Source organism: Pseudomonas sp. MYb327, assembly GCF_040438925.1.
GTDB lineage: Bacteria > Pseudomonadota > Gammaproteobacteria > Pseudomonadales > Pseudomonadaceae > Aquipseudomonas.
The window spans coordinates 1,353,023-1,364,857 of record NZ_CP159258.1; the positions used below are offsets into that span (position 1 = coordinate 1,353,023).

The following is an 11,835-nucleotide window of genomic DNA, read 5'->3' on the forward strand; positions in this document are numbered from 1 at the left end:
CGAAATGGGGCGCGTATCATACATGAAAAAATCCGCCGGTCCGTCGCCAACTGACCGGCGTATTACGCGTATTGCTAAGTTCAATTCTGTCGATGCGGGTTATTCGTTACGCATCAATGGGTAAAGCTCTTTCAGCAATTTGCGGCGGCTGATCACCAGCTGCCAGCGATGCCCGCCCAATTGCCGCCACAGACGTGCTGAACGGATGCCGGCCAGCAACAGGGCACGAATTTTCGAGGCGTTGCTCGGTTGCTGCAGGTTGCGCATGTCGCCGTGCACCTGAATGCGTTGGCGCAGGGTGCTCAAGGTGTCCTGATACAGCGCGCCGCAGGCAGCGATCACGTTTTCATGGGCCGGGCCGAAGTGTTCGACTTGGGACTGAATCTGCGGCAGGCGCTTGCCGATGATGTCCAGCATGTCGTTGCGCTTGGCCAGCTGACGCTCAAGGCCAAGCATGGCCAGCGCATAGCGCAGCGGCTCGCGTTGCAGGGCGCTCGGATCGCGCTCCAGGGCACCGATCAGCGCGCGATAGCCTTCGCGCAGATTGATGTCGTCGCCGCCATAAACTTCCAGAGTGTCCTTTGGATCGCGGATCAGCAGGCTGCCGAGCATACAGGTCAGGCCGGCCTCGTTGGTCTGGCCGGTCTTGGCGATCTTGTCGACCAGCACGGCGGCGAGGAATACGCCGCCTAGCGCGGTCAGTTGCTCCTGGGTCGGGCTCATTGGGCCTGGCCTTTGCTGGTCCACGGTTCCGCTACTTCGATCACGCCGCCGCCGAGGCAAATCTCGCCGTCGTAAAACACCACGGACTGGCCCGGGGTGACCGCGCGTTGCGGGTCATCGAAGGTTGCGCGATAGCCGGTGGCGGTTTTTTCCAGGGTGCAGGGCTGATCGCTCTGGCGATAACGGACCTTGGCGGTCAGTTTGCGCGGTTCAGTCAGATCGATCGGGTTGACCCAATAGATGTCCGAAGCGAGCAGGGCGCGGGAGAACAACCATGGATGGTCGTTGCCCTGGCCGACGATCAATTCGTTGTGCTCCAGGTCCTTGATCAGCACATACCACGGCTCGTCGCTGGCGTCTTTCAGACCACCGATGCCCAGACCCTGACGCTGGCCGATGGTGTGATACATCAAGCCGTGGTGACGGCCAATGATTTCACCTTCGGTGGTCTTGATCTCGCCTGGTTGCGCCGGCAGGTATTGCTTGAGGAAGTCGCTGAAGCGGCGCTCGCCGATAAAGCAGATTCCGGTGGAATCCTTCTTCTTCGCGGTCGCCAGTTCGTATTTCTCGGCAATCGCGCGAACCTGGGGTTTTTCCAGTTCGCCGACCGGGAACAGTGTCTTGGCGATCTGTTCCCCGCCGACGGCGTGCAGGAAATAGCTCTGGTCCTTGTTTGGGTCCAGGCCTTTAAGCAGCTCGGTGCGGCCGTCGATGTCGCGGCGGCGCACGTAGTGACCGGTGGCGATCAGGTCGGCGCCAAGCATCATGGCGTAGTCGAGAAACGCCTTGAACTTGATCTCACGGTTACACAGGATGTCCGGGTTCGGCGTGCGTCCGGCCTTGTATTCGGCCAGGAAATGCTCGAACACGTTGTCCCAGTACTCGGCGGCGAAGTTGGCGGTGTGCAGCTTGATGCCAATTTTGTCGCACACAGCCTGGGCGTCCGCCAGGTCATCCATGGCGGTGCAATATTCCGTTCCATCGTCTTCTTCCCAGTTCTTCATGAACAGGCCTTCCACTTCATAACCCTGCTCGATCAGCAGGAGAGCGGAAACGGAAGAGTCCACGCCGCCGGACATGCCGACAATGACGCGCTTCTTTTGTGAGTCAGAAGGGGCTGGATCACGCATAGGGATTCAATGAGTGTCTTGAAAAAGGACGCGATTCTAACAGGCTGGAGCCCGCAAGGCTAAAGAGAAGGGCGGATCAATTCGAGGTCGAAGTGTTTACCGTCCAGATAGTCGTCGATGCAGCGGATGATCAGCTCGCTGCGCCAGTTGTCGCGCTGCTGGATTAATTCGTCACGGGTCAACCACTTGGCGCCGACGATGCCGTCGTCCAGCTGATAATCGGGGTGGTGTTTCAGCGGCTTGGCGATGAAGCAGACCCGTTGGTAAGTCACGCCGTTGCTCGGTGCGGTGTAGAGATAGATTCCCACCACGCCAGTGGCTTCAACGTCCCAGCCGGTTTCCTCGAGGGTTTCGCGCACGGCGGCTTCGGTCAGCGTTTCGTTGGGATCAAGGTGGCCGGCGGGCTGATTGAGCACGACACGGCCGTGTTTGAGTTCCTCGACCATCAGGAAGCGGCCGTTGTCTTCGACAATGGTGGCGACGGTGATGTGGGGTTTCCAGTCCATAAAACACCTCAATTTAAATGTTGAAACGCAAGCCTTGTAGGAGCCGGCTTGCCAGCGATAGCAGTTTATTATCCAGCATCTTCATTGATTGATCCGCCGCTATCGCCAGCAAGCCGGCTCCTACAGGGATTTGTGCAGGTTTTAAAACACAAACCCCGGCACAGGGCCGGGGTTTGTGATGCAGCCTTGCAGCCTTACACCAACGCAGCAATCGCCGCGTTGAGCGTGGCGCTTGGACGCATGGCCTTGCTGATCAGCTCGGCGTCGGCGTGGTAGTAGCCACCGATGTCCACTGGCTTGCCCTGAACGGCGTTGAGCTCGGCAACGATGGTCGCTTCGTTCTCGGTCAGGGTTTTGGCCAGGGTCGCGAACTGCGCTTGCAGTGCAGTGTCTTCGGTCTGGGCAGCCAGGGCCTGAGCCCAGTACAGCGCCAGGTAGAAGTGGCTGCCGCGGTTGTCGATGTTGCCGACTTTACGCGATGGCGACTTGTTGTTGTCCAGGAACTGGCCGGTAGCCTGATCCAGGGTCTTGGCCAGAACCAGCGCCTTCGGGTTGTTGTAGGTTACGCCCAGGTGTTCCAGGGACGCAGCCAGTGCCAGGAATTCACCCAGCGAATCCCAACGCAGGAAGTTTTCTTCCAGCAGTTGTTGAACGTGCTTAGGAGCCGAACCGCCAGCGCCGGTTTCGAACAGGCCGCCACCATTCATCAGCGGAACGATCGACAGCATCTTGGCGCTGGTGCCCAGTTCCATGATCGGGAACAGGTCAGTCAGGTAGTCGCGCAATACGTTACCGGTCACCGAGATGGTGTCCTTGCCTTCGCGGGTGCGTTGCAGGGTGAACTTCATTGCATCGACTGGCGCCATGATCTGGATGTCCAGGCCGGCAGTGTCGTGATCCTTCAGGTAAGCCTGAACTTTCTCGATCACCACGCCGTCATGGGCGCGCATCGGGTCCAGCCAGAAAATCGCTGGCGTGCTGCTTGCGCGAGCACGGTTGACGGCCAGTTTGACCCAGTCCTGGATCGGCGCGTCTTTGGTCTGGCACATGCGGAAGATGTCGCCGGCTTCAACCGACTGTTCCAGCAGCAGAGTGCCATCGGTGCCGGTCACGCGGACAACGCCGTTGGTCTTGATCTGGAAAGTCTTGTCGTGGGAACCGTACTCTTCGGCTTTTTTCGCCATCAGGCCAACGTTCGGCACGCTGCCCATGGTGGTTGGATCGAAAGCGCCATTGGCCTTGCAGTCTTCGATGACCGCCTGGTAGATGGTGGCGTAGCAGCGGTCCGGGATCACAGCCTTGGTGTCGTGCAGCTGGCCGTCGGTGCCCCACATTTTGCCGGAGTCACGGATCATCGCTGGCATCGAGGCGTCGACGATGACGTCGCTCGGCACGTGCAGGTTGGTGATGCCCTTGTCGGAGTTGACCATGGCCAGCGACGGACGAACGGCGTAGACCGCCTGGATGTCGGCTTCGATGGCGGCTTGCTGCTCGGCAGGCAAGGCCTTGATGCGCGAGTACAGATCGCCGATGCCGTTGTTCAGGTTGAAGCCGATCTGCGCCAGCACGTCAGCGTGCTTGGCCAGTGCGTCTTTATAGAACTCGGCTACGATCTGGCCGAACATGATCGGGTCGGAGACCTTCATCATGGTGGCTTTCAGGTGAACCGACAGCAGCACGCCCTTGGCCTTGGCGTCTTCGATCTCTGCAGCGATGAAGCTGCGCAGAGCGTTTTTGCTCATGACCGCGCAATCGAGGATCTCACCGGCTTGGACGGTGGTTTTTTCTTTCAGGACGGTGGTGGTGCCGTCTTGAGCGATCAGTTCGATTTTCACGGCGCCAGCGGCGTCGATCAGGGCAGCTTTTTCGCTGCCGTAGAAATCACCGGTGCTCATGTGCGCGACGTGGGACTTGGAGTCCGCAGCCCAGGCGCCCATTTTGTGCGGGTGCTTGCGCGCGTAGTTCTTGACCGACAGCGGAGCGCGACGATCGGAGTTGCCTTCGCGCAAAACCGGGTTTACGGCGCTGCCCTTGACCTTGTCGTAACGGGCCTTGGCTTCCTTGTCGGCATCGCTGGTCACGGTTTCCGGGTAGTCCGGCAGTGCGTAGCCCTGGGCTTGCAGTTCCTTGATCGCGGCTTGCAGCTGCGGAACCGAGGCGCTGATGTTCGGCAATTTGATGATGTTGGCTTCAGGCGTGACGGCCAAGGCGCCCAGTTCGGCGAGGTGGTCGGCTACGGCTTTGTCACCCAATTGCTCGGGGAAGCTGGCCAAGATGCGCCCTGCAAGAGAGATATCGCGGGTTTCAACGGCGATATCAGCCGAGGCGGTGAAGGCCTCTACGATAGGCAACAGTGAATAGGTGGCGAGGGCGGGAGCTTCGTCGGTGAAGGTATAGATGATCTTCGAGCGGGTGGGCATATTCGGATTAACTCTCTCTTCTTTGCTAAAGCGTGCGCAGAAACTCGAGGGGCGCCGGGTAAGCGCGTTCGTTCAAAGTCATCCATGAGCCGAATATCGAGATTTCGTTGCTGTGATGTTGGGTGCATCAGTAGGGCGTCAAGCAGACGGGCTGCGATAGCAAGCCGTCTCATCGGGTGGAAACACTCGTCGTAGAGCTGTTCAACCTGACGTGACCCTTTAGTCAGCGGGCGCATTATACATAGGTAGCTGGCAATCTGCCGATGGTTCATACACAACGAATGTCGTCCATTGGTCTAAAGGTCGCAGGAGCGAGCGAGGCGCAAGGTCATTCGTCGTGCTTGAGTTTGGCGCTTTTCCCTTTGCTTTCAGGCTTGTAGGTCGCGGGTTGTGCAGCTTTACGGCATATGGATAGAACATAGGGTTTGCGCGCCGTTTCAACTGGGTTACGCTCGAATGAAGCCAGATGTTCAATCCAATCAATGGAGTTCAGCATGGGTTACAAGAAGATTCAGGTTCCAGCCGTCGGCGACAAAATCACCGTCAACGCAGACCATTCTCTCAATGTTCCTAATAACCCGATCATTCCCTTCATCGAAGGCGACGGCATTGGGGTTGATATCAGCCCGGTCATGATCAAGGTTGTCGATGCTGCTGTGAAGAAGGCTTACGGCGGCGAGCGCAAGATTTCCTGGATGGAAGTGTACGCTGGAGAAAAAGCGACTCAGGTTTACGATCAGGACACCTGGCTGCCTCAGGAAACCCTGGACGCGGTCAAGGATTACGTGGTTTCCATCAAGGGCCCGTTGACCACGCCGGTCGGCGGCGGCATCCGCTCCCTTAACGTGGCGCTGCGCCAACAACTCGACCTCTACGTGTGCCTGCGCCCGGTGCGCTGGTTCGAAGGCGTGCCGAGCCCGGTCAAGAAGCCAGGTGACGTCGACATGACCATCTTCCGCGAGAACTCGGAAGACATCTATGCCGGCATCGAGTGGAAGGCCGGTTCGGCTGAAGCCACCAAAGTCATCAAATTCCTTAAAGAAGAAATGGGCGTTACCAAGATCCGTTTCGACGAAAATTGCGGCATCGGCGTCAAGCCGGTTTCCCTGCAAGGCACCAAACGTCTGGCGCGCAAGGCTCTGCAATATGTCGTCGATAACGACCGCGATTCGCTGACCATCGTGCACAAAGGCAACATCATGAAGTTCACCGAAGGTGCCTTCAAGGAGTGGGCCTACGAAGTGGCGGCTGAAGAATTCGGCGCGACCCTGCTCGACGGCGGTCCGTGGATGCAGTTCAAAAATCCGAAAACCGGCAAGAACGTCATCGTCAAGGATGCCATCGCCGACGCCATGCTCCAGCAAATCCTGCTGCGCCCGGCCGAGTACGATGTGATCGCGACCCTGAACCTCAACGGTGACTACCTCTCCGACGCCCTGGCGGCGGAAGTGGGTGGTATCGGTATCGCGCCAGGTGCCAACCTGTCCGACACCGTGGCCATGTTCGAAGCCACCCACGGTACCGCACCAAAGTATGCCGGCAAGGACCAGGTGAACCCGGGTTCGCTGATCCTGTCGGCAGAAATGATGCTGCGCCACATGGGCTGGACCGAAGCGGCCGACCTGATCATCAAGGGCACCAATGGCGCGATTTCCGCCAAGACCGTGACCTATGACTTCGAACGTTTGATGGACGGCGCCACGCTGCTCTCGTCTTCGGCGTTCGGCGATGCCCTGATCTCGCACATGTAAGCGAATCCAGGCAACGAAAAAACCGCCCGACTCGAGAAACCGAGTCGGGCGGTTTTTTTTATGACTGGAGGGCGGGCGGTCTTACGACGTAACGGTTTGTTGCGTGGCAGGTGCAGCGGTATTCGAAACATCCACAGGATTGCCAATGTTAACGGCGTGCAGACCTTTAGGCCCCTGGATAATCTCGAACACGACAGCTTGCCCGGCTTTCAGGGTTTTATAGCCATCCATTTGAATGGCCGAGAAATGGGCGAACAGGTCTTCGCTTTTGCCATCCTCATTGATAAAGCCGTAACCCTTGGCGTTGTTAAACCATTTCACCTTGCCGCTGACCTTGACGCCTGACATACCCATATCCCTCTGCTACAGACTCCATCACTGGAGTATCATCCAGTTCATCCGCAGTCATTTCTTCGAAAAAAGTTGACTCCGCGGACCTTTTTTACCCACTGTGGGCTCTATTGGTTGTAACACCGTTTTGCCGATAGTCAAGGTAACCTGGCAGTCGGAGTTGAAAACGCTGATAGCCGCCCCCACCACTGTATTTGAACCACTGACGAACCTTTCTTTCCATGCATGCAATCAGCCAGATTCGACTAACATTCAATCAGGATCGCCCTGATTCACACGACGACGATTCCGCAGGCATTGCTGTTCAGGAGGCAAAGCCTGCATTACAGGCGCCGCCGATGTACAAGGTGGTTTTGTTCAATGATGACTACACACCGATGGATTTCGTCGTCGAAGTGCTCGAGGTGTTTTTTAACCTGAATCGCGAGCTGGCGACCAAGGTCATGCTGGCCGTCCATACAGAAGGACGGGCAGTATGTGGAGTGTTTACCCGCGACATCGCCGAGACCAAGGCCATGCAGGTCAACCAGTACGCCAGGGAAAGCCAGCATCCGCTACTCTGTGAAATCGAGAAGGACGGTTAATCGCCGGACACTTGGGTATGAGGTGAAGCTATGTTAAACCGCGAGCTCGAAGTCACCCTCAATCTTGCCTTCAAGGAGGCCCGTTCGAAACGTCATGAGTTCATGACCGTCGAACACCTTTTGCTGGCCCTATTGGACAATGAGGCTGCCGCCACCGTTCTGCGTGCCTGCGGCGCAAACCTCGACAAACTCAAGCACGACCTGCAGGAGTTCATTGACTCCACCACGCCATTGATCCCCGTGCATGATGAGGATCGCGAAACCCAGCCAACCCTGGGATTCCAGCGTGTACTGCAACGTGCTGTGTTCCACGTACAGAGCTCGGGCAAGCGTGAAGTGACTGGCGCCAACGTGCTGGTCGCGATCTTCAGTGAGCAAGAGAGTCAGGCAGTGTTCCTGCTGAAACAGCAGAGCGTTGCCCGCATCGATGTCGTCAACTACATCGCCCACGGTATCTCCAAGGTGCCAGGGCACGGCGATCACTCTGAGGGCGAGCAAGATATGCAGGACGACGAGGGCGGTGAGTCTTCTTCTTCAGGCAATCCTCTGGATGCTTATGCAAGCAACCTTAACGAACTCGCGCGCCAGGGCCGTATCGACCCGTTGGTAGGTCGTGAGCTGGAAGTCGAACGCGTCGCGCAGATCCTGGCGCGTCGTCGGAAAAACAATCCGCTGCTGGTGGGTGAAGCGGGCGTGGGTAAGACCGCGATTGCGGAAGGCCTGGCCAAGCGCATTGTCGACAACCAGGTGCCAGACCTGTTGGCCAACAGCGTGGTGTATTCCCTTGATCTGGGTGCCTTGCTGGCCGGGACCAAATACCGCGGTGATTTCGAGAAGCGCTTCAAGGCGTTGCTCAATGAATTGAAAAAACGTCCGCAGGCGATTCTGTTCATCGACGAAATTCACACCATCATCGGTGCGGGTGCCGCTTCGGGTGGCGTCATGGACGCCTCGAATCTGCTCAAGCCGCTGCTGTCGTCCGGTGATATCCGGTGCATCGGTTCGACCACCTTCCAGGAATTCCGCGGGATCTTCGAGAAGGACCGTGCTTTGGCTCGGCGCTTCCAGAAGGTCGATGTGTCGGAGCCTTCGGTGGAAGACACCATCGGCATTCTGCGCGGCTTGAAAGGGCGTTTCGAGAGTCATCACAATATCGAATACAGTGATGAAGCCCTGCGTGCCGCTGCTGAACTGGCGTCGCGATACATCAATGATCGGCACATGCCGGACAAGGCTATCGATGTCATCGACGAAGCGGGTGCCTACCAGCGCCTGCAACCGCTCGAGAAGCGCGTAAAACGCATCGAAGTGCCTCAGGTCGAGGACATCGTTGCGAAAATCGCGCGGATTCCGCCAAAACACGTCACCAGTTCCGATAAAGAACTGTTGCGTAACCTTGAGCGAGATCTGAAGCTGACGGTGTTTGGTCAGGATGCGGCGATTGATTCGTTGGCGACCGCGATCAAACTGTCCCGTGCCGGCCTCAAATCGCCTGACAAGCCTGTCGGTTCATTCCTGTTCGCCGGTCCTACCGGTGTCGGTAAAACCGAAGCGGCGCGTCAGTTGGCCAAGGCGTTGGGCGTCGAGCTGGTTCGCTTCGACATGTCCGAGTACATGGAGCGGCACACCGTATCGCGTTTGATCGGTGCTCCTCCGGGGTATGTCGGGTTTGATCAGGGCGGTCTGCTGACCGAAGCCATCACCAAGCAGCCACACTGCGTACTGTTGCTCGATGAAATCGAGAAGGCGCATCCGGAAGTCTTCAACCTGCTGCTGCAGGTCATGGACCACGGTACGCTGACCGATAACAACGGGCGCAAAGCCGACTTCCGGAACGTGATCGTCATCATGACGACCAACGCCGGCGCGGAAACTGCAGCGCGTGCTTCGATCGGTTTCACTTATCAGGATCACTCTTCCGATGCGATGGAAGTGATCAAGAAGAGCTTCACGCCGGAATTCCGCAACCGTCTGGACACCATTATCCAGTTTGGTCGCCTCAGTCACGAGGTCATCAAGAGTGTGGTGGACAAGTTCCTTATCGAGCTTCAGGCGCAGTTGGAAGACAAGCGTGTATTGCTGGAAGTCACCGATGCGGCTCGCAGCTGGCTGGCGGCCGGAGGTTACGACGTAGCGATGGGCGCTCGACCAATGGCTCGCCTGATCCAGGACAAGATCAAGCGTCCGCTGGCGGAGGAGATTCTCTTTGGTGAACTGGCCGAGCATGGCGGTGTGGTGCACATCGACATCAAGGACGGCGAGCTGACCTTCGAGTTCGAAACCACGGCTGAAATGGCCTGACGTTAAACCGCAGCAAAGCAAAAAGGCGCCGATTGGCGCCTTTTTGCTATCTGCAACATTTCAAGCCTAACCATTAACGCTGTGTGAGCGAGCCTGCTCGCGAAAGCGTTGGGTAGCTTGCATCAATGTTGAGTGTGCTGACGACATCGCGAGCAGGCTCACTCCCACAAGGAATTGGGTGTAACAGATAAATCCCGGACAAACAAAAACGCCCGGCATAAAGCCGGGCGTCTTGTATTGACTTGATTAGCGAGCGCGGTAAGTGATGCGCCCTTTGCTCAAGTCATAGGGCGTCAGCTCGACGCGCACCTTGTCACCGGTAAGAATACGGATGTAGTTCTTGCGCATCTTGCCGGAAATATGCGCGGTTACGACGTGCCCATTTTCCAACTCCACACGAAACATGGTGTTGGGCAGGGTGTCGACGACAGTGCCTTCCATTTCGAAGCTGTCTTCTTTCGACATGCAGTAAAGCCCTCGGTGTCCAATGAATGGCCCGGTGCAACTGCGCCAGGCAAAAGCGGCGTGCATTGTGCCCGAAAAGTGGGGTTCAAGCCAAGGGGTTTAGGCCGTGCTCTAGTTCAGAACGACCCAGCGCTGGTTAATCAGCAGTTCAATGGGCCGATATTGGGTCTTGTAGCTCATTTTTTTGCAGTTTTTGATCCAGTAACCTAAGTAAACCGCGTCCAGCCCCAGGCGCCGGGCTTCGGCAATTTGCCAGAGAATGGCAAAGCGTCCCAAGCTTCGGCGTTCTTCGGCGGGTTCATAGAAGGTGTAGACCGCCGACAGACCGTTCGGCAGAAGGTCGGTGACGGCGATGGCCAACAGCCGTCCGTCGAGACGAAATTCGTAGAAGCGTGAAAACGGCAAGTCGCGAACCAGGAAGGTCGAAAACTGATCGCGGCTGGGCGGGTACATGTCCCCATCGGCATGGCGCTGTTCGATGTAGCGCTGATAGAGGTCGAAATACTCTTCGCTGAAACCCGGTTTGGCCGGGCGCACCTGCAAGTCTGCGTTACGTTTGAAAATGCGTTTCTGCTGACGGTTGGGCGTGAATTGACCTACAGGAATACGCGCCGGTACGCAGGCATTGCAGTTCTGGCAATGAGGCCGATACAAGTGGTCGCCACTGCGACGAAAACCCATTTCCGACAGGTCTGCATAGACATGCACATCCATGGGCTGGCTGGGATCGAGGAACAGGGTCGTGGCCTGCTCCTCAGGCAGATAGCTGCAAGAGTGGGGCTGAGTGGCATAGAACTTCAAACGCGCCAACTCGGTCATGATCAACCCTCGGGATAAGCTTTTAATTAGGGGGCGTCTCTAAGTGTAAGCCACGCGCGCAAAAGACGCTCAGCAAACCCAGGTTGCGCCGCTGGGCTGGTCCAGATACTGCGCCAGATAGCCGGCAAACGCGCTACGGGCGATCGCTCGGGCACCCAGGCTATGCAGATGGTCGGTTGGCATCTGGCAATCGATCAGCATGAAACCGGAGTCTTTCAGATGCCGCACCAGTGTGGCAAAGCCATATTTCGAGGCGTTGTCGGCGCGACTGAACATGGACTCGCCGAAAAATAGCCGCCCCATGGCCAGGCCATACAGCCCGCCGACGAGTTCTCCCTGGTCCCAGACCTCCACCGAATGCGCATGGCCACGCCGGTGCAATTCTATGTACGCGTCCTGCATGGCTTCGGTGATCCAGGTGCCATCGGCGTATTCCCGCGGTGCGGCGCAGGCGCGGATGACCGCGGCAAAATCCTGGTCGAAGGTCACTTGATAGCGTTGTTGGCGCAGCAGTTTGCCCAGGCTGCGGGAGACGTGCAGTTCGTCGGGAAACAAAACGGTGCGGGGATCCGGCGACCACCAGAGAATCGGCTGGCCTTCCGAGAACCATGGGAAACAACCGTGGCGGTAGGCGCGGATGAGCCGATCGGCGGACAGGTCGCCGCCGGCGGCCAGCAGCCCGTTGGGCTCGCGCATGGCTTTTTCCAGCGGCGGGAAAGTCAGGGTGTTGCGTTGTAACCAAGTCAGCATGGCGTCCGGGCTTGCAGAAGGGGAGGGCGGTGGCG

11 protein-coding genes are annotated in these 11,835 nt (G+C 57.7%); 3 read left to right on the plus strand and 8 right to left on the minus strand.

Going from position 1 to position 11,835, the window contains the following annotated elements; all coding sequences use genetic code 11:
• Positions 1–99 precede the first annotated feature (99 nt).
• From hflD to ABVN21_RS06030, 4 genes are all read right to left on the minus strand, one after another.
• Positions 100–723 (minus strand): high frequency lysogenization protein HflD, encoded by a 624-nt coding sequence (gene hflD / locus ABVN21_RS06015; RefSeq protein ID WP_339553087.1) that lies wholly within the window; start codon positions 721–723, stop codon positions 100–102.
• Positions 720–1,853 carry a tRNA 2-thiouridine(34) synthase MnmA gene (gene mnmA, locus ABVN21_RS06020; protein WP_339553088.1) on the minus strand — a complete coding sequence of 378 codons (1,134 nt, stop codon included), beginning with the start codon at positions 1,851–1,853 and terminating at the stop codon, positions 720–722. Before mnmA ends, hflD begins: the two co-directional genes overlap by 4 nt.
• Before the next feature lie 59 nt (positions 1,854–1,912).
• A complete protein-coding gene (locus ABVN21_RS06025; protein WP_339553089.1) occupies positions 1,913–2,359 on the minus strand; it encodes an NUDIX hydrolase in 447 nt (148 codons plus the stop codon).
• A gap of 194 nt (positions 2,360–2,553) precedes the next feature.
• A complete protein-coding gene (locus tag ABVN21_RS06030; RefSeq protein WP_339553090.1) occupies positions 2,554–4,779 on the minus strand; it encodes an NADP-dependent isocitrate dehydrogenase in 2,226 nt (741 codons plus the stop codon).
• A 494-nt stretch (positions 4,780–5,273) separates the two neighbouring features.
• On the opposite strand from ABVN21_RS06030, the gene icd reads away from it, so the two are divergent.
• Positions 5,274–6,530 carry an NADP-dependent isocitrate dehydrogenase gene (icd, locus tag ABVN21_RS06035; protein ID WP_011062175.1) on the plus strand — a complete coding sequence of 419 codons (1,257 nt, stop codon included), beginning with the start codon at positions 5,274–5,276 and terminating at the stop codon, positions 6,528–6,530.
• Positions 6,531–6,611: 81 nt separating this feature from the next.
• On the opposite strand, the gene cspD is transcribed toward icd, so the two are convergent.
• Positions 6,612–6,884, minus strand: a complete 273-nt coding sequence (cspD, locus tag ABVN21_RS06040; protein WP_339553091.1) for a cold shock domain-containing protein CspD — start codon at positions 6,882–6,884, stop codon at positions 6,612–6,614.
• Positions 6,885–7,102: 218 nt separating this feature from the next.
• Here cspD and clpS point away from each other — a divergent pair, with 218 nt between their 5' ends.
• Both clpS and clpA read left to right on the plus strand, forming a co-directional pair.
• Positions 7,103–7,465: an ATP-dependent Clp protease adapter ClpS gene (gene clpS / locus ABVN21_RS06045; protein WP_046032480.1), complete on the plus strand. Its 363-nt coding sequence runs from the start codon at positions 7,103–7,105 to the stop codon at positions 7,463–7,465.
• Positions 7,466–7,495: 30 nt separating this feature from the next.
• Positions 7,496–9,766, plus strand: a complete 2,271-nt coding sequence (clpA, locus tag ABVN21_RS06050) for an ATP-dependent Clp protease ATP-binding subunit ClpA (RefSeq protein WP_339553092.1) — start codon at positions 7,496–7,498, stop codon at positions 9,764–9,766.
• Positions 9,767–10,012: 246 nt separating this feature from the next.
• Here the strand turns inward: clpA and infA are convergent, their stop codons facing one another.
• From infA to aat, 3 genes are all read right to left on the minus strand, one after another.
• Complete coding sequence (gene infA / locus ABVN21_RS06055) at positions 10,013–10,231, minus strand: translation initiation factor IF-1 (protein ID WP_002553999.1); 219 nt, start codon at positions 10,229–10,231, stop codon at positions 10,013–10,015.
• 111 nt (positions 10,232–10,342) lie between these two features.
• Positions 10,343–11,050: an arginyltransferase gene (locus ABVN21_RS06060; RefSeq protein ID WP_034146921.1), complete on the minus strand. Its 708-nt coding sequence runs from the start codon at positions 11,048–11,050 to the stop codon at positions 10,343–10,345.
• 69 nt (positions 11,051–11,119) lie between these two features.
• On the minus strand, positions 11,120–11,800 hold the full coding sequence (gene aat, locus ABVN21_RS06065) for a leucyl/phenylalanyl-tRNA--protein transferase (RefSeq protein ID WP_339553093.1): 681 nt from the start codon (positions 11,798–11,800) through the stop codon (positions 11,120–11,122).
• Positions 11,801–11,835 lie beyond the last annotated feature (35 nt).

Bases quoted from the DNA above. Each gene is read 5' to 3' on its own strand.
- hflD (WP_339553087.1), bottom strand. From the start codon at position 723: ATGAGCCCGACCCAGGAGCAACTGACCGCGCTAGGCGGCGTATTCCTC.
- icd (WP_011062175.1), top strand. From the start codon at position 5,274: ATGGGTTACAAGAAGATTCAGGTTCCAGCCGTCGGCGACAAAATCACC.
- clpA (WP_339553092.1), top strand. From the start codon at position 7,496: ATGTTAAACCGCGAGCTCGAAGTCACCCTCAATCTTGCCTTCAAGGAG.
- aat (WP_339553093.1), bottom strand. From the start codon at position 11,800: ATGCTGACTTGGTTACAACGCAACACCCTGACTTTCCCGCCGCTGGAA.
- infA (WP_002553999.1), bottom strand. From the start codon at position 10,231: ATGTCGAAAGAAGACAGCTTCGAAATGGAAGGCACTGTCGTCGACACC.
- ABVN21_RS06060 (WP_034146921.1), bottom strand. From the start codon at position 11,050: ATGACCGAGTTGGCGCGTTTGAAGTTCTATGCCACTCAGCCCCACTCT.
- ABVN21_RS06025 (WP_339553089.1), bottom strand. From the start codon at position 2,359: ATGGACTGGAAACCCCACATCACCGTCGCCACCATTGTCGAAGACAAC.
- clpS (WP_046032480.1), top strand. From the start codon at position 7,103: ATGCATGCAATCAGCCAGATTCGACTAACATTCAATCAGGATCGCCCT.
- mnmA (WP_339553088.1), bottom strand. From the start codon at position 1,853: ATGCGTGATCCAGCCCCTTCTGACTCACAAAAGAAGCGCGTCATTGTC.
- cspD (WP_339553091.1), bottom strand. From the start codon at position 6,884: ATGGGTATGTCAGGCGTCAAGGTCAGCGGCAAGGTGAAATGGTTTAAC.
- ABVN21_RS06030 (WP_339553090.1), bottom strand. From the start codon at position 4,779: ATGCCCACCCGCTCGAAGATCATCTATACCTTCACCGACGAAGCTCCC.